This window comes from Vibrio sp. ER1A (assembly GCF_000733315.1).
In the GTDB taxonomy this organism is placed as follows: domain Bacteria; phylum Pseudomonadota; class Gammaproteobacteria; order Enterobacterales; family Vibrionaceae; genus Vibrio; species Vibrio mediterranei.
Genome location: NZ_JPJA01000094.1, coordinates 159,965 through 177,616, shown reverse-complemented (window position 1 = coordinate 177,616; position 17,652 = coordinate 159,965). Strand labels below are relative to the sequence as shown.

Annotated in this window: 17 protein-coding genes; 10 read left to right on the top strand and 7 right to left on the bottom strand. The window is 43.5% G+C overall.

Features of this window, described 5'->3' with window-relative positions; genetic code table 11:
* The first annotated feature begins 196 nt into the window (after window positions 1-196).
* Together HW45_RS24075 and HW45_RS24070 are read left to right on the top strand one after the other, a co-directional pair.
* Window positions 197-895: a toxin-antitoxin system YwqK family antitoxin gene (locus tag HW45_RS24075; protein ID WP_006074245.1), complete on the top strand. Its 699-nt coding sequence runs from the start codon at window positions 197-199 to the stop codon at window positions 893-895.
* Between the two features lie 32 nt (window positions 896-927).
* Window positions 928-1,299 carry an STAS/SEC14 domain-containing protein gene (locus HW45_RS24070; RefSeq protein WP_038230381.1) on the top strand — a complete coding sequence of 124 codons (372 nt, stop codon included), beginning with the start codon at window positions 928-930 and terminating at the stop codon, window positions 1,297-1,299.
* Window positions 1,300-1,398: 99 nt separating this feature from the next.
* On the opposite strand, the gene HW45_RS24065 is transcribed toward HW45_RS24070, so the two are convergent.
* Window positions 1,399-2,052, bottom strand: coding sequence for a thiopurine S-methyltransferase (locus HW45_RS24065; RefSeq protein WP_038230379.1), 654 nt, complete (start codon window positions 2,050-2,052; stop codon window positions 1,399-1,401).
* 230 nt (window positions 2,053-2,282) lie between these two features.
* Here HW45_RS24065 and HW45_RS24060 point away from each other — a divergent pair, with 230 nt between their 5' ends.
* Window positions 2,283-3,059: a RelA/SpoT domain-containing protein gene (locus tag HW45_RS24060; protein WP_038230378.1), complete on the top strand. Its 777-nt coding sequence runs from the start codon at window positions 2,283-2,285 to the stop codon at window positions 3,057-3,059.
* A 95-nt stretch (window positions 3,060-3,154) separates the two neighbouring features.
* Here the strand turns inward: HW45_RS24060 and ihfA are convergent, their stop codons facing one another.
* The 6 genes from ihfA to HW45_RS24030 all read right to left on the bottom strand — a co-directional run bounded on the left by ihfA (window position 3,155) and on the right by HW45_RS24030 (window position 9,261).
* Window positions 3,155-3,448, bottom strand: a complete 294-nt coding sequence (gene ihfA / locus HW45_RS24055) for an integration host factor subunit alpha (RefSeq protein WP_006074250.1) — start codon at window positions 3,446-3,448, stop codon at window positions 3,155-3,157.
* Window positions 3,449-3,968: 520 nt separating this feature from the next.
* Window positions 3,969-6,356, bottom strand: coding sequence for a phenylalanine--tRNA ligase subunit beta (gene pheT, locus HW45_RS24050; RefSeq protein WP_038230376.1), 2,388 nt, complete (start codon window positions 6,354-6,356; stop codon window positions 3,969-3,971).
* Between the two features lie 18 nt (window positions 6,357-6,374).
* A complete protein-coding gene (gene pheS, locus HW45_RS24045; protein WP_006070684.1) occupies window positions 6,375-7,358 on the bottom strand; it encodes a phenylalanine--tRNA ligase subunit alpha in 984 nt (327 codons plus the stop codon).
* A 192-nt stretch (window positions 7,359-7,550) separates the two neighbouring features.
* Window positions 7,551-8,246, bottom strand: a complete 696-nt coding sequence (locus tag HW45_RS24040; RefSeq protein WP_038230374.1) for a class I SAM-dependent DNA methyltransferase — start codon at window positions 8,244-8,246, stop codon at window positions 7,551-7,553.
* Window positions 8,247-8,312: 66 nt separating this feature from the next.
* Window positions 8,313-8,792 carry a GNAT family N-acetyltransferase gene (locus HW45_RS24035; RefSeq protein WP_081836378.1) on the bottom strand — a complete coding sequence of 160 codons (480 nt, stop codon included), beginning with the start codon at window positions 8,790-8,792 and terminating at the stop codon, window positions 8,313-8,315.
* Window positions 8,785-9,261: a GNAT family N-acetyltransferase gene (locus HW45_RS24030; RefSeq protein WP_038230371.1), complete on the bottom strand. Its 477-nt coding sequence runs from the start codon at window positions 9,259-9,261 to the stop codon at window positions 8,785-8,787. The genes HW45_RS24035 and HW45_RS24030 overlap by 8 nt, the downstream gene beginning before the upstream one ends.
* Window positions 9,262-9,425: 164 nt before the next feature.
* Between HW45_RS24030 and HW45_RS24025 the strand changes: the two genes are divergently transcribed.
* The 7 genes from HW45_RS24025 to emrD all read left to right on the top strand — a co-directional run bounded on the left by HW45_RS24025 (window position 9,426) and on the right by emrD (window position 17,435).
* Window positions 9,426-10,064, top strand: coding sequence for an NAD(P)H-dependent oxidoreductase (locus HW45_RS24025; protein ID WP_038230369.1), 639 nt, complete (start codon window positions 9,426-9,428; stop codon window positions 10,062-10,064).
* Window positions 10,061-11,977, top strand: a complete 1,917-nt coding sequence (locus HW45_RS24020) for a monovalent cation:proton antiporter-2 (CPA2) family protein (protein WP_038230364.1) — start codon at window positions 10,061-10,063, stop codon at window positions 11,975-11,977. The genes HW45_RS24025 and HW45_RS24020 overlap by 4 nt, the downstream gene beginning before the upstream one ends.
* Window positions 11,978-12,170: 193 nt before the next feature.
* On the top strand, window positions 12,171-13,451 hold the full coding sequence (locus tag HW45_RS24015) for an MATE family efflux transporter (RefSeq protein WP_051868369.1): 1,281 nt from the start codon (window positions 12,171-12,173) through the stop codon (window positions 13,449-13,451).
* Window positions 13,452-13,546: 95 nt separating this feature from the next.
* Window positions 13,547-13,903 (top strand): ribosome hibernation-promoting factor, HPF/YfiA family, encoded by a 357-nt coding sequence (hpf, locus tag HW45_RS24010; RefSeq protein ID WP_006070691.1) that lies wholly within the window; start codon window positions 13,547-13,549, stop codon window positions 13,901-13,903.
* A gap of 263 nt (window positions 13,904-14,166) precedes the next feature.
* Entirely contained in the window at window positions 14,167-14,331 is a 165-nt protein-coding gene (locus tag HW45_RS29640) for a hypothetical protein (protein WP_160171234.1), read from the top strand.
* Between the two features lie 29 nt (window positions 14,332-14,360).
* Window positions 14,361-16,034, top strand: coding sequence for a mechanosensitive ion channel family protein (locus HW45_RS24005; protein WP_038230359.1), 1,674 nt, complete (start codon window positions 14,361-14,363; stop codon window positions 16,032-16,034).
* 192 nt (window positions 16,035-16,226) lie between these two features.
* Window positions 16,227-17,435, top strand: a complete 1,209-nt coding sequence (emrD, locus tag HW45_RS24000) for a multidrug efflux MFS transporter EmrD (protein ID WP_038230358.1) — start codon at window positions 16,227-16,229, stop codon at window positions 17,433-17,435.
* Window positions 17,436-17,652 lie beyond the last annotated feature (217 nt).

The following is a 17,652-nucleotide window of genomic DNA, read 5'->3' as shown; positions in this document are numbered from 1 at the left end:
CCAGAGCCGTTTGCTCTGGCTTTTTTGTTAGCAGAATGCCTGTTTTGGTTAGTTTTGAGCACGTTAGTCACGTGTTTTAACCAAAGGTTCCGTTTTATTTTTGCAATAATACTTGTCGACTTTTTCACTTTTTAATTGCGCTATCTCAAGCCTATTCTGGATAGGCAGACCAAAGCTCTACATATGAGGTAACGCTATGAGAAAATCCATTGCAATTGTTGCGGGTGTACTTACCTGTGTATCTGTTGGTGCTTATGCCACCGAGTCAACTGCCCAAGATACTGAAAATTCCGTTGACTACGTTCAAGTTAGAAACGGTATCGCTTACCAAGTAAACGAAACCACACCTTTCACCGGTGAACTTACACGCAAATATAACTCCGGGCAAAACGCACTTCATGTCCGATTTGCTAACGGTAAAGCCGTAGGTGCAGAAACCACTTACTATCCAAATGGTCAGGTCTCTTCTACCATCAATTACAAGGACGGTCTCGCAGACGGAGATTGGAAACAGTGGTATGAAAATGGACAGTTGAAAGTCGATGCAGAATATAAAGGAGGCGTATTAAATGGCGCTTTCGATGAGTGGTCCTATAATGGTCAAAAACTTGTCTCAGCGAAGTATGATGATGGCGAACTGCAAGGTAAGTTATCTTCTTGGTATGAGAATGGCCAACCACGATCAGTTGAAAACTATGATTCAGGCAAGAAAGACGGTCTAGCCATTAGCTACTATCCAAATGGAAACAAAGCTTACGAAGCAACTTACGATCAAGGTGACATCAATGATGGCATCGTGACCAAATACGCACCTGATGGACAGAAACAATATGAAGTAACTGTCAAAGATAACAAGATGGTTTCTGAACAGCATTGGTTTGATAATAAATCCTAGTCCATTAGTTTAGCCTTTCGGAGGAGATGCTTATGTTTACTACCCTACCATCACCACGCCCAGATATACTGGTCATTGAATTTGATGACAACGTCGATTTAGTGCAAGAAAAACACATTATCGCTGAGGTAGACAAGCTATTGGCAGAACATGAAAGAATAAGTGTGATGGCAATACTTGATGAAAGTGCTAACTGGTCGCTTGCGGCAGGATTTAAGGACATTGTCTGGACACTGACAAACCTAAAACGAATCGAAAAAGTAGCAATCGTTGCTGACAGTAAGGTTATTACTTGGTTGGTGAATGCGGATGCTATTATCGCTCGAATGTTTGATATTCAAGAAAAAGCATTCGCCTCAGCCGACTTTGAACAAGCTTGGAACTGGATTCAAGCTCCCAATTAGTCGCGTTCAACGTAAGATTATTGAAAGTTCACAGACAGTAAATAAAAAGCCAGATCCTTAGGGTCTGGCTTTCTTGGTCAGGGTAAACTGCTTGACTCATTAATCTAGGTGCTCAATAAGCCAAACTTCTTCAGCAAATCGAGTTAAACCTTGTTTTATGCGACGATGATTATCGTCTGCCTCATCTCGTTCCAACAACGTTAAACGGTATTCTTCACCAAAGTACGCCTTTACTTCACTCGACGGAACACTAAACGGAGGCCCGGACATTTCAGCTTGGACATAATCAAGCGTAATCAATAGGATTCGACCACCCGGCATTAGAGAACGCTTCAAGTTCTCAACGTATAAGGCTCTTAACTCTTCCGGCATAGCGATAAGTGCAGCACGGTCATAGATAAGCTCTACAGGCCGTATAGGAGCTGTGAAATAGTCACCTACGTAGATATCTAACTCGTCAAACTGATACAACTCAAATTGGCCATTAATTGGAGTGACCATTGGCGTATAAAAATGCTCGGCAAAAAAGGCACGCACAGCGATCTGACTGAGCTCTACACCTTGAACGCTATCGTGGCGTTGTGCTAGCCAAACAAGGTCCTCAGATTTACCACAAAGCGGCACAAAAACACCATCAGTGCGGTTTGGTTTTACTTGGTTCCAGTATTTGATAAGTAACGGGTTCACATCTTCCAGATGAAAGCCAATTTTATTCGATGCCCATTTATCATGCCACAATTCAAAATCGTTCATTTATCGTTCATATTCGGTGTGGATAATCATTAACGTAGAGTTTACAGAATGAGGACAAAAAGTCATGCCTCTGAAGGTAACTTTATTGCGAGACTTAGGTCACACATCAGACACTGTTTCGTGTTTTTAGGTTGGGTTCGGTAAGTTAGTCCCCATACTATAGGTAGTGCAACTCCTGAACGTTATCGTCCTTTTTGCATACCGTTTTCGTAACGTAACTAGGAGAGAGAATGAGCATGTTTCTTCGTACCGCAGCACTAATGCTATTGGTACTCAGCCGCGCACCTGCATTTGCGGCAACGCTTAATCAATCCGATTCAACTACTTCAAAAGGAAACCAAGAACAGAACGAAGTTTGTCCATCCGTATTCAAACATAGCCTAAGTGGCTTATATGGCATCGATGCTGTTAACAGCAACGCACTTCAACCGCATTCTGACTTTGATATCTTGTATAGCAAAGCCCACCAAGCTCAGCACGAATTAGAGTCGCTGTGTAAAACTACCGCCCTACTTACTGGTACCGACGCTTATTTCGCAGGCGTGAAATCTTATGACCGTGCACAGGAAAAAATCCGTACTGAACTTAATGGTGAAGTACATCAAATCACCGACTTAGCTCGTGGCACAATCGTAGCCGATGATGTTGAAGGTCTTGTAGGTGCTTATGAAGCTCTCAATCGCGAAGCCAAAGTCGTTCGTGTTAAAAACCGCTTCAAGAGTCCTGCGCCTTCTGGTTACCGTGACTTGAATATTTTGGTTCAACTTCCTAAGACCGGCATCATTGCAGAAGTTCAGCTTCACCTGAAAGCTATTGCCGACGTGAAAAGCGGTCCAGAGCATGATCTTTATGAGATAATTCAAGGTATCGAGCGCAACGCAGCCTCACAAGATCGTAGCTTAAACGATATTGAAACTGCGCAAATCACCAGCTTAAGAAGACAATCTCTAGAGCTTTATCAAAATGCGTGGCAGCCATACATTACTACCAACATTAAAGCGGCATAATGTCGCTTTAGTCTTGACTCTTTAACGAGTAAATTCATCGACAAAAAAACAAAAAGACCACATATTGTGGTCTTTTTGTTTTCTAAAGTAAGAACTTAATCTACTTTGATGTTCTCGACTCGTGCCTTCAGTTTTTGGCCGGGACGGAATGTAACTACGCGTCGAGCAGAAATTGGAATATCTTCACCAGTCTTAGGATTTCGACCAGGACGTTCATTCTTGTCTCTCAAGTCAAAATTACCAAAACCCGACAGTTTTACCTGTTCGCCACTTTCGAGTGATTTTCTGATTTCCTCAAAAAATACTTCTACCGTTTCCTTGGCATCCCTTTTACTGAATCCGAGTTTCTCAAATAGGTTCTCAGCCAGATCGGCTTTTGTGAGCGCCATAAAACTCCCCTCAAAGCTAATTTAAACCTTACTATCACAGCGATAGCGCTAAACATTTCGTTTGACCAATCAACAACATAACGGTCTAACTTTGAAAAGTGTAAGCCAACCTTCTGATTTTCGCCAACTTTTTTATATCATGGAAATGTCAGGATATTTTCTTATCTATTAGCAAGTTACCGTTTTGATAGCACAAAACAAAAGTTTTAACAGCATACCGAGCACAACCGCAGTCATATATTTCAATTATTATCGATATATCAGACATAAATAAAATAACAACAAATTACAAAATACCTAACCTAGACCACAGTTTTACAGCATTTATCTTATAAAAACAGTAAGTTGCAGATGCTAGCCAATATGAAACACGTTTAGCCCGCTCGACAGAAAGTTATACAATCTCGTGTATAAAGAGCTATATTTTTAGGTTGCATCAGTTCTATGTGATTAAACAAAAAAAGCGAGCCAATTAAATTGACTCGCTTTTCGAACACTTAACTAAGTGAATAACTAATAATTAGTCGCGCAGTGAAGCACCAAACTTCTCAGATACGTGAGCAACGATTGTATCCACCGCACCAGCGATATCTGCGTCTTCTAGAGTACGTTCAACTGATTGCAACGTTAGTGCGATAGCAAGACTCTTCTTGCCTTCTTCAACACCTTTACCAACGTATACATCGAACAGTTTCGCGTCTTTCAAGAACTCACCACCCTGTTCTAGACACGCTGCAACAATGTCACCTGAAGCAACAGCTTCATCAACAACAACGGCAATGTCGCGACGGTTTGAAGGGAACTTAGAAAGCTGTACCGCTTCTGGAATCACTTTAGAGTTAATCGCAGACCATTCAATTTCGAACACGATAGTACGGCCATTAAGACCAAACTTACGCTCAAGCTCTGGGTGAACAGTACCAATTACACCAACTTCTTTGCCATCTACAACGATTGCCGCAGACTGACCTGGGTGAAGCGCTGGGTGTTTCGCTGCAGCAAATGAGTATGCTTTCTCGTTTGCTGACAGTTCTAGGATCGCTTCTAGGTCGCCTTTAAGGTCAAAGAAGTCAACTGTGTTAGTTTCAATGTCCCAATGCTCTTCGCTGCGTGTACCAGCGATAACACCAGCAAGCATTGGCTCTTGGCGCATACCGTTTTCTGCAGTTTCACAAGGGATGAAACGTAAACCGTACTCAAATAGGCGAACACGTGGCTGCTGACGCTTCTGGTTGTGAACAACCGTGTTAAGCAGACCCTGAATCAGACCAAGACGCATTGCCGACATTTCCGCAGAAATTGGGAATGGCAATACGAGTGGCTCAACGTCAGGAACGATTAGCTTTTGTTGCTCTGGTTCAACGAAGCTATAAGTGATGGCTTCTTGGTAACCACGGTCAACAAGCAGGTTACGAACACGCTTAAGAGGCAGATCGGCTTCAACATGGTTGTGCATCTTCAGTGCTGCTGCTGGATGCTGGTTTGGAATATTGTCATAACCGTAGATACGACCAACTTCTTCAATCAAATCCTGCTCGATAGCGATATCGAAACGCCATGTTGGTGCTGTTGCCGTCCAACCAGACTCTGATGCCTCAACAGTCAAGCCTAAACGCTCAAGGATCTCAACAACGTCCGCATCTTCAATATGGTGACCAAGTAGTGCGTCTAACTTAGTACGACGCAGTGCTACTGTATTAGCTTTTGGTAGTTCAGCTTCTGACTCAACACCAACAACTGGTGCCACTTCACCGCCACAGATGTCAACAAGAAGCTCTGTTGCACGCTCCATTGCACTTGTCTGAAGTGCGAAATCCACACCACGCTCAAAACGCATTGAAGAATCAGTGTGAAGGCCGTAGCTACGTGCGCGACCACGGATGTGGTCAGGTGCGAAGAATGCACATTCTAGTAGAACGTCTTTAGTCTCAGTGGTAACACCAGACTCTTCACCACCAAAGATACCAGCAATTGCCAGTGCTTTATTGTGATCAGCAACAACTAGAGTATCTGCGTTAAGCTCTGCTTCAGTACCGTCTAAAAGTGTTAGCTTCTCGCCTTGCTCCGCCATACGTACCACGATGCCACCTTCGATCTTCGCTAGATCGAATGCATGCATTGGTTGGCCTTGCTCTAGTAGAACGTAGTTAGTGATATCAACGACTGGGTCGATTGAACGAATACCACAACGGCGCAGTTTTTCTTGCATCCACAGTGGCGTTTCAGCTTGAACGTTCACGTTCTTTACGATACGACCTAGGTAGCGAGGACACGCTGCTGGTGCTTTAACTTCGATAGAAGCAACATCTGCAATAGACACTTCAACCGCGTTTACTGCTGGCTCTGTCACGTCTGCACGATTTAGAACACCTACTTCACGAGCTAAACCACGAATGCTGAAACAGTCAGCACGGTTAGCTGTTAGGTCTACGTCTACCGTTACGTCATCAAGACCTAGGAAGTCGCGGAAATCAGTACCGATAACAGCGTCTTCTGCAAGTTCCATGATACCGTCAGACTCAACGTCGATACCCAGCTCAGTGAATGAGCAAAGCATACCGTGTGAAGGCTGACCGCGTAGTTTCGCTTTCTTAATTTTGAAATCGCCAGGAAGAACAGCACCAACGGTTGCTACTGCTACTTTAAGACCTTCACGGCAGTTAGGAGCGCCACAAACGATGTCTAGCAGTTCTTCTGCGCCAACATCAACTTTTGTTACGCGTAGTTTATCTGCGTCTGGGTGCTGACCACACTCAACCACTTTACCTACTTTAACGCCAGTGAAAGAGCCAGATACTGGTAGTACGTCGTCTACCTCAAGACCAGCCATTGTAATTTGGTGCGTAAGCTCGTCAGTCGTAACCGAAGGGCTAACCCACTCACGAAGCCATGATTCGCTGAATTTCATTGTGATGAACCCTCTGGATTACTTGAACTGTTTTAGGAAACGAAGGTCGTTCTCGAAGAACGCACGCAGGTCATTTACGCCGTAACGTAACATTGTCAGACGCTCTACGCCCATACCAAACGCGAAGCCAGAGTATTTCTCAGGGTCAATGCCAACAGCACGAAGTACGTTCGGGTGAACCATGCCGCAGCCAAGAACTTCAAGCCACTTGCCGTTCTTGCCTTTTACGTCTACTTCAGCAGAAGGCTCTGTAAACGGGAAGTAAGATGGACGGAAACGAACTTCAACTTCCTCTTCGAAGAAGTTGCATAGGAAGTCATGCAGAATACCTTTTAGCTGAGCGAAGTTTACATTCTCGTCAACTAGCATCCCTTCCACTTGGTGGAACATTGGCGTATGAGTTTGGTCATAATCGTTACGGTAAACACGACCAGGTGCGATGAAGCGGAATGGCGGTTTACCATTTTCCATCGTACGAATTTGAACGCCAGACGTGTGAGTACGTAGCATCAAATCTGGGTTGAAGAAGAAAGTATCGTGGTCAGTACGAGCTGGGTGGTCTTCTGCGATGTTTAGTGCATCGAAGTTGTGGAATGCATCTTCGATTTCTGGACCAGACTCAGTGTTAAAGCCTAGCTCACCGAAGAACTGTTCAATACGCTCAACAGTACGAGTAACTGGGTGTAGACCACCGTTCTCGATACGACGACCCGGTAGAGTAACGTCGATAGTCTCTGCTGCAAGTTTTGCTTCAAGTTCAGCACGTTGTAGTGCATCTTTACGAGCAGCAATCGTTTGTTGAACCACACCTTTTGCTTTGTTGATCTCTTGACCAGCACTGCGGCGTTCTTCTGGTGGTAGTTTACCTAGGCTTTGAAGCTGAGCGGTTAGCTCACCTTTCTTACCTAGATACTGAACACGCACTTCGTCAAGTGCGACTAGCGAGTCTGCAGCTTCAATCGCCGCGCTCGCGTTAGCAATGATCTCTTCTAGATGTTGCATCGTTTCCTCGTCTACCGTCCGGTAGTATCCATAAGGGTGTTTTTTGATAGCTGTACATACTAATAAAACCCGCCGCTAATGCCAAATTGATTTGTAATTTGAACGGGTTATTGGGCAAAAAAAACTCGTTTTTTGCCCTTTTAGCAGAAATCACACCGGAAACGATGACCATTTGCCGATATTCGGCACTGGTTAATTCGCTTTTGCGCGGATAAAAATGAAGTTTGGACGACGTGACAGTTTATCAAATGTCTCAGGTGATACTTCTTTCATCGCCGGATCAGGTTGACCTTCAGAAAATTTGTCAAGAGTAAAACCACTTTCCGCTAAGCTATCAAACAAGTTAGTAAACGAACGTCTAAAGAATGAAACCTCTACGGGCTCGCCAACGGTATTCCAGTCTTCGGTGATACGCTCTACTGCAAAATAGTTGTTAAAAGCGTCATCTTCAAAATCAACAAGTGGGTGATGGGTAGAGAAAATGAACTGTCCGCCTTGTTTAAGTACACGATGTACCTCTTTAAAAAGAGGCACCAAATCTTCAAGGTAGTGCACCATTAAAGGGCAAACAACAAAGTCATAACTATCGTCGGCTTCTTTAGGAAGTCCATCAGATAGATCTTGCGCATAGCATGTTACAGCGTCACCTAGTTTTTGTTTAGTAATTTGAACCATTTGTTCTGAGAGATCGACAGCGGTTACTGTCGCCCCCTGATTAACAAAGTGCTGCGCATAAACACCAGGACCACACCCTAAGTCCAATACCGCTTTGTTGTTTACCTCACCCACTAAAGCTAGTGTTGAAGGACGCTCATAAAGGCCATTATACGCGTTATTTTCAATCGCATCTGCGTACTTTTCTGCATGTTTTGTATACATTTCACCCATATAAATACCTCCAACTATCAAACCATTAATTCCACATTCGGGTCGCGCAATCTACCGTTACTATAACTACTCGTCAATCTCTTCTGCTCGCCAAACTAGGCGTAACATGTCTTTGTGTTGAATACCGTGTTCGAAGATCGGTTCATCATAATTATCGAGAAAGAAGTCTTTAATCACTCTCTCTACTCGAAAACCGTGCTTTTGATAAAACGATAGTTGATAACCAAATGTACCTGTTCCTAATTCGACAATTCTAATACCTCGGCTCGCTAACTTCGCTAATGTTTCATCAAGTAGAACTCCGCCAAATCCTTTGCCATGGTACTCTGGGTAGGTTGCGATATTGAACAGTTCAGCTTTACCATTAACCTTATCCACTTCAATTAACGTTGCCCCAATCAACCTATCTTGCATAAACACAGCAAAAGCATGACATCGGCCTCGATAAACGTTAATCGCGGCTTCCTCTGGGTCAGCCAATAACAAAATATCCAATGGTAACTGTTCTTGAGCAATCTCTTTCACTTCAAACATCGAGTTATTCATCTTTTAATACTCTTTCCATCAGATAGTTATCTAACACGACGCCACGAATGTCAGCTTGGTTTGGTCGCACTACGTTAAAGCCAAAATGAAGGAAAAACGGCTTTGCTGTAATGCTCACATAGGAGTACAGCCTACAAATATCAGCTTCTCGCGCTTTATTGATAATGGTCTGCATCAACACACTCCCTACCCCTTGCCTCTGTGCTTGGTGGTGACAATAGAAATGGTCTATTAATCCATCGGCTTGTAAATCACTATAACCCAGTATCTGAGTTTGGTTTGTCACCACAAAAGGCTTACATCGAGCAATATACGCTTCAAAAGCGGATGTCTCTAACTCATCACGAGCCCATGCTCTAATCTGCATCTTATTGTAATCATTGCGATTTACAGTGCGAATTGTTTGCCGATATAATTCCAATAACTCATTTGCATCGTCTTGCGTCGCTGCTCTAACCGACAATCGCATATCTAGACTCCTTTATGTGACCGTTAATTCTCGCAATTAATAGTAGCAAGCTAAAGATGTTTAACGGGGTTCAATGTTAAGGTTACTAGACGGTAACCAATTGAAAAATATCTTTTTGTGTACTAGATATTAAAACTCATAGATGAAGCTATCCGGAAGCCATTATGCCCGAAAAAAATAACAAAGTGCTGGTGCTATACGCACATCCATCTCAGAGACGCTCAGAGGTCAATGCTCCGATGTTTAGAGATGCCCAATCCATTAAAGGAGTCACAGCGGTCGATCTGTATTATGAGTACCCAACTTACAACATTAATATCGATAAAGAACAACAACGATTAATTGATCACGATATTGTTATTTTTCAATTCCCTCTCTATTGGTACTCAACGCCTTCTATCCTTAAAGAATGGCAAGACTTGGTATTAGAGTATGGATTTGCTTATGGGCAAGATGGCACAGCACTGCATGGTAAGACTTTTTTATGCGCAATCTCTGCTGGCGGTAAGGCAGATGCTTATCAAACAGAAGGCTACAACCATTTCACTATCAGAGAACTACTCCAACCATTAGAACAGACTGCTAGTTTGACGGGCATGACCTATTTACCGCCTTTCTGCCTTTTTGGTTCACGTACAGCTCAAGAAGAGCGACGAATACCTGAGCATAGAGAGCGTTGGAAAACGCTTTTAAACCTGCTTGTTACCAGCGAATTCGATATCGAACGAGCAAAACCTCTCGAAAAACTTAACCATTATTGGCCACAAGAACAGACTGTCGAATCAGATAAGGACGCATCATGACCGGTTACTTTCTCCAGGCTTTTGTTTATCTTATAGCCGCCGTCATCGCAGTACCTATTGCTAAGCGCTTAGGTTTAGGCTCTGTACTCGGTTACCTCATTGCAGGGGTGGTAATCGGGCCTATTATTGGCCTCGTAGGCGAAGAAACGACTGCCATTCAACATTTTGCCGAGTTTGGTGTCGTTATGATGCTGTTCTTGGTTGGCCTAGAACTAGAACCTAAGATGCTTTGGGGCATGCGTCATAAACTTATCGGTCTTGGTGGAATTCAAGTTGGTGGCACAGCAGTGGTGGTTATGGGAATAGCGCTAATGCTCGGACAAAGCTGGAGCATTGCCCTGACGATTGGCCTTATTTTTGCTCTTTCTTCGACTGCAATTGTTCTGCAAACCTTTAATGAAAAAGGGCTGTCGAAAACAGAAGGTGGCCAGAGTGCATTTTCAGTCTTGCTATTTCAAGACATTGCCGTTATTCCAATGTTGGCATTTATTCCTTTACTCGCTTTGCCAGAACTGGTGGAGCAAGCGCAAAGCGCCGCGGCGCAAGCAGCTGAGCATCATGACGAATTGAGCTTGGTAACAGGACTTCCAGGGTGGGCTTATGGCTTAGTCATTACTGCGTCAATTGCGGTGGTCGTCGTTGGCGGGCATTACCTGAGTCGACCTTTGTTTAGGTTCGTTGCATCATCTGGGTTGAGAGAAATCTTTACAGCTACTGCGCTTATGCTTGTCATTGGTATTGCAGCCTTAATGAGCTTGGTCGGTCTATCTCCTGCCCTTGGTACATTTTTAGCAGGTGTCGTATTGGCAAACAGTGAGTTTAGACATGAGCTGGAGTCAAATATCGATCCTTTTAAAGGGCTTCTCCTAGGCCTGTTCTTTATTACCGTTGGCGCAGGTATTAACTTCGGTATCCTATTTGACGATTTCTTTGTCATTATCAGTTTAACTTTGGGTGTGATGCTCCTCAAGGCAGCAGTACTGTACGTACTCGCGATGATTTTCAAAATCAAAGATAGTGCCCGATGGTTATTTACCTTGAGTCTTGCTCAAGCCGGTGAGTTTGGTTTTGTTCTCCTAAGCTTCTCGGTTCAGAATCATGTATTGCCTACCGATATCGCCCAAACACTATCACTGGTTGTTGCTTTATCTATGTTCTTAACTCCTGGTCTGTTTATTCTGTTTGATAAAGTCATCTTACCTAAATTTGAGAAAGACAGTAATGACCGTGAGGCCGACACAGTTGAAGAGCGAGGCACTGTCTTGATTGCGGGTATTGGCCGCTTTGGGCAAATCGTCAATCGTCTTTTGGTCGCCAATGATGTGAAGACGGTGGTACTAGACGTACGTGCTGAACAAGTCGATAACATGCGCCAAATTGGCACCAAAGCTTATTTTGGTGACGCGTCCAAGCCAGATATCCTGCATACTGCAGGAATCGAAGATGTGAAACTGCTTGTTATCGCTATTGATAATCAAGAAACCAATGTTGAGCTTGTAAAATACGTTAAACATACGTACCCTCACGTCAAAATTCTTACTCGAGCGTTCGACAGAGGGCACGGTTACCAACTAAGGCAAGCCGGCGCAGACTATATAGAGTCTGAAACCTACCACTCAGCTTTAGAGCTTGGAGCTAATACCATGAAATGTCTTGGCTTTCACCCATTCTTTATTGAACAGCAGAAATCTATCTATAAGACGATTGAAGATAAACAGTCCGACCGTCTATATAAAGCTTGGGCAGACGGTGCAGATGGTGAAGAACGCTACGATAACAACTACCGAGACTTATTCATTGAGTTGGAAGGCTTCATAAAGGATGCCATGCAAGTCGATCGAAATGACAAACATTCTCGCGAGCGTGGATGGACACCACCTCCAAAAGGATATGCGGATAAGTTCGAGGATTAAAGCGTAAGTAATATTAAAGTTTGCTTTGTTTAACCCCCTATAACGAATGGTCTCGTAAGCTATGACGTGAACAGAGACGGGCAAAATGCCCGTCTCTCCGTTTTCTCCAGTACACAATGATAAGTAAATAGGCACAAATAAAGAGAACAACGTGGATAAAGATTCAAAACAGTTAGCCAAACAATTGTTCAACATGACCCTTCCTATGGTGCTGGGTGTGTTATCCCTCATGAGCTTTCAATTAGTCGATAGTGCCTTTATCGGACAATTAGGCGTACTACCTCTCGCTGCTCAAGGTTTTACCTTGCCGATGCAAATGGTCATTATTGGTATCCAAGTAGGTCTTGGTATCGCCACAACAGCAATCATTTCTCGCGCTTTGGGGGCCAATGACGAGTCTTACGCAAAGCAGTTAGGCGGATTAATTCTTGTTTTCGGTAGTCTAGGTGTTGCGGTAATTGGCGTACTCATTTGGCTTATTCGACACCCAATCCTCGCCATGCTGAGTGCACCTGAATCCGTCTATCCCGTAATTGATAGCTATTGGCCTTATTGGCTTCTAAGCTCTTGGGTCGGTGCGGTACTGTACTTTTACTACAGCGTTTGTCGCGCCAATGGGAATACGGTTCTACCAGGGATGATGATGGTCGCAACGAGTATCATTAACTTAATTCTCGATCCATTGTTTATCTTTACCTTTGATTTGGGTATTAATGGCGCGGCAATTGCGACTGTCGTCGCCTTTGGTATTGGTATCGCTTTTGTCGCACCGAAAGTGGTCAATAAGAATTGGGCATCATTTGACTGGAAAGATGTCAATGTAGTAAGTAGTTTGAAGTCGATATGGAAAATTATGGCACCCGCGATGGTTAGTCAATTGCTTCCCCCGCTTTCGTCGATGTTGGCTACTAAACTACTCGCAACATTTGGTACTGCTGCAGTAGCGGCATGGGCACTGGGCTCTCGTTACGAGTTTTTTGCCATTGTAACCGTATTAGCATTGACCATGTCTATGCCGCCTATGGTTGGTAAGCTATTGGGGGCTAAAAACCTTACGGATATCAAAAAACTCGTTAACCTTGCCGTAAGTTATATTCTTGCGTTCCAACTCTTCGTCGCCATTATCACTTACTTGTTTGCAGGCCATTTATCAATCCTGATGACCAGTGAAGACAATGTACAACAGATCCTCAATTATCATCTTATCTTAGTCCCTTTCAGCCTTGGGCCTTTGGGCATCTGTATGTTAATGGTGTCTATATCCAATGCGCTTGGCAAAGCAAAAACTGCTTTGACCATTTCAGCGCTTCGATTATTTGCCTTCTTCTTACCTTGCTTGTGGTTAGGGTCACAGTTTGGAGGAATCGAAGGACTCTTTTGGGGCGCTTTGGTCGGAAATATTCTTGCGGGTCTAAGCTCTTGGTTCACATACAGTTATTCTCTAACGCAATTAGAAAAGTCCCTTTCCAAATAAGGCTCAATTTCTATTCCATTTGTACTAACTATTTTTGTCAAAACAGCCCTCCTTTGCTACGTTTAAAAGACGTAGTGAAAGGAGAGGTACAATTAATGAAAATAAACGTTCAGACCCACCACGTTTCAATTGGCGAAGAGTCTCGTCAAGAGATTGAAAACAAATTTGACAAAGTATCAGCTCACTTTCCTCAGTTGATTAGCTGTGACATCATTATCAAGAAAGAACATGGCCAACACGAAGTGGAGATCTTCACCAATTATGAAGGTGTGAGAGTATCAGCTAAAGCCACTCACGATATTATGTACCCAGCCATTTCCGCAGCGTTGAAGAAGCTTGAAGCAGGTTTGCGAAACCGAAAAGGACAACTAAAAACTGACTTGCACGCCAAACCGACGAGCACCAAACCAGAGATCGCGTCAGACATCATTCAAGAAATGAAACTCACTTAGCCTACCCTTTAAATACAACCTAAAAAGCCGGCTCTTAGCCGGCTTTCACTCTAAGGCTTATTACAACTCAATAACTTAACTATTCTCACTCATAAATTCTTACACTGATTTATCTATTCTAAATATCTGCTTTATTGCTAACAATATCGAACCCTGCTCAGCATTTCTCTAAAGTTCGCTCCTTTATGACAACAGTGGCGCAAAATGACAAATTTAATAATACGTTGTCATTACTATGTGCTTAACGCTTTAGGAGGCACGATATGACATATAGAGAATTTCAACACACCGACACTTACAAACTGATGATTGGCACAGGGGAGTTAATCTCATCTATTGCTTCCTTTCTTTTTACGCTAATCACAGCGATAGCCAAAGCCGGAGTATGGCTTGCTAAAAAAACCTACTCATGGATCGCTAAGCGATAATCCAACATCAACTCAACCAGAGACAGCGAATGAAAAGCAAATTAACTCTTGTTTTAGCATTGGCAATTGGATGTGCCTCTCCTGTTACGCTAGCCGAAGATAGCCATGCCACATCTTTAGGTACTGCAAGCCCACTCTTCGCGCAAATGGATGCACTTCAACAGGACATAAATACATTACAAAAGCAGGCTGAACTTAACCGTTTTGAAGAGAGTATTATCGACAGAAAAAACGACGCGTTGAGACAATCACTTGCGGAACAGTTGCAACATAAAAACCAAGTAGATGAGAACAAGCTGCTTGTTACACAACAAATTCACCTCCTACAAACATTACTTGCGGCAAACGACCAAGACCTTAAACGACTTTCCGACGCATCCAAAATTGCGAGCGACACTGAAAAAGATGCCGTTCAGTTTGCAATGCAAAAACGTATTACCGCGATGGATGAGTATTATGCTGATCTGTCCGCCACGTTATCTTGGGCCGCTGAATTAGGGGTAGACATTTCAAAAGCGGAAACTCAATTAGAGCAAGACTTACAGAAACGTGCTGACTTTTTATATAACTCTGTTCTTTTCTTAGATAGCCAACTAAGTGACATTAATGACCGACTTGCTTACGTACCAGAAGACGGTAAAGCAGGATTGCAAGAAGATGGGATCCGAATTTCTGGTCAGATTAATTTACTTATTCTTAGCTTAGAGTCCAGTATTACCCTGTTGGAAAACTACGGTGTTGACACTACAGAGTATAAACAGCTGTTATTCACTGTAACGGGGGATATTAGCACGGACGTTCTCGATTTCAGCGTAATTGTCGGGCTCATGAAAGAGTGGTTAGGCGCATTTAAAGATTGGGCGATGGAGCATACTCCGTCACTAATTGTGAAGATATTCGTCTTTGGCGTCATACTCTGGTTGTCACGTTCGTTCGCTAAAATTGTTGGTAAGGCGGTTAGGAAGAGCGTTAGCCATTCAACAATGAAATTCAGTGTTTTGATGCAAGATTTCTTTGTTTCAATGGCACAAAAAGGAGTAACGGCTCTAGGGCTGCTTATAGCCTTATCACAGCTTGGTATAGAGTTAGGACCGCTATTGACTGGTTTTGGAGTGGCGGGTGTAATTATTGGTTTTGCATTACAAGATACCTTGTCTAACTTTGCGTCTGGCATGATGATACTCATCTACCGTCCTTTTGATGTAGGAGATCTGGTCAAGGTTGCCGGCATATCAGGAACAGTGAGCCATATGAGCTTAGTATCAACGACCATACGTACTGTTGATAATCAAAGATTAGTCATTCCGAATAATAAGATTTGGGGAGATACCATCAATAATATTACCGCAGAGAAAACTCGACGTGTTGATATGACCTTTGGTATTGGCTACGGCGACGATATAGATCAAGCGAAACAGGTCTTTTCTGATATCTTGCAGCAGCACCCGAAAGTACTTAAATCCCCAGAACCGATGATCTATGTCCATACACTTAATGAGAGCTCTGTCGATTTTATTGTTCGACCATGGGTACGAACAGAAGACTATTGGGATGTATATTGGGAAGTAACCGAAGAGGTAAAGAAACAACTGGACCGCAATGGGATCAGCATTCCTTTCCCACAAAGAGACGTTCACGTATATCAACATGACCTCGCTCAAAACACGACATTAGACCTAGTCACTCAGGTCGCAAGCAATTAACCACCAATGCGAACTTCAGCCGAAGTTCGCATTAGTTTTACTTATGGAAATTAAAAATATTTATCGTGATTATCATCACACTTTTCTATTGATTGATTCTATTTCAAACTCTAATATCTGCGCCCTACCGCCCACAGTGGCGAATTTGAACAACAAAAAGCACGAACCACGCAGAGACGAGACAGAAACGAAATGGCATCTAAATATCCATTAGCAAAGCTGACCTTTTTAATCGCAATTTTGACAGCCGTTGGCCAAATGACGCAGACAATGTATGTACCGTCAATTGGGCAAATGGCGCAAGAGTTCCGCGTTAATCCAGCGATGCTCCAGGCAGTAATGGCGTGCTATTTGATTCCTTATGGTTTGTCTCAGTTCATCTACGGCCCACTGTCTGATCGATTAGGTCGCAAGCCAATTATTATCGTTGGCCTTGTTATCTATCTAATCGGAGCGCTTATAAGCTTGTTCGCACATTCTTTTGAACTCTTTCTACTGGGCAGCTTCATTCAAGGTGCGGGAATTGGTAGCGGCGGCGCAATGTCACGAACTCTTTCTCGAGACTGCTTTTCAGGCGAAGAACTACACAGAGCCAACAGCATCATTAGCATGTGCGTGATTTTTTCGCCATTGCTCGCGCCCGTGCTTGGTGGTGTGTTAACTGAAACTATGGGTTGGCGCTCTAGCTACCTTTTTTTGACTCTGTTTGCCGTAGCAGTTGTCATAGTTATGGCTTCTAAATTGGTCGAAACTCTTCCAGTTGAGAGGCGTAGCCAAAGTTCCGCGATGGATAACTACCGATTTGTGCTTTCTGATAAGCGTTTTCAAGGCTACGTCATTTGCTTAGTTGCTACCTTTGCAGGTGTTGCCGTATTTGAAGCCGCTGCTGGCGTGTTGTTTGGTGGCGTTCTAAAGCTTTCGGCATTGACGGTAAGCATCCTGTTTGTGTTGCCAATTCCAGGTTATTTACTTGGTGCTGGATTCTCGTCCATCATCGCAAAACGTTATGGCAACAATGCAGCGTTTAAGTTTGGTCTGGTTTCGATACTTGTAGGCTCTGCAGTCGTCCTTGTGCCTGGGTTACAAGGCTCGACCGACGCTTGGACACTTACTATCGGCTCTACGGTTTACTTTCTTGGCGCAGGTGTTTTGTTCCCTGCAGCGACTACAGGTGCCTTAACCCCTTTCCCAAACCACGCGGGAACAGGTGGTGCTGTGTTAGGAGGTATGCAAAATCTCGGTGCCGGTTTGGCAACCTTAGGCGCATCTGTTATACCCGCCACTAGCCAGCTGCCACTAGGTGTAATCATGTTGATCATGGCATTGCTAGCTATGTGGGGCTTGCATATCGCTAAGCGCGACAATGGTCCAGACAACGCCGACGACGCGGTAATGGTTTAAATTAGAAAAGAAACAAAGGCTACCTCACTCTAAGGTAGCCTTTTCCAGATCGTTCGTCCGCCGCTTTTGCCCCTCAAAAATGAACACTTACTCAAACTTCAACTTTCTTATTATCATGCGCTATTCAGTCAAGGAGCAACACGCCCCTCTCAGTTTTCGAAAATAAACCAGCTTTTATTTTTAATTCAGCCAGTTAACGTTGTATTCTTCATATCTA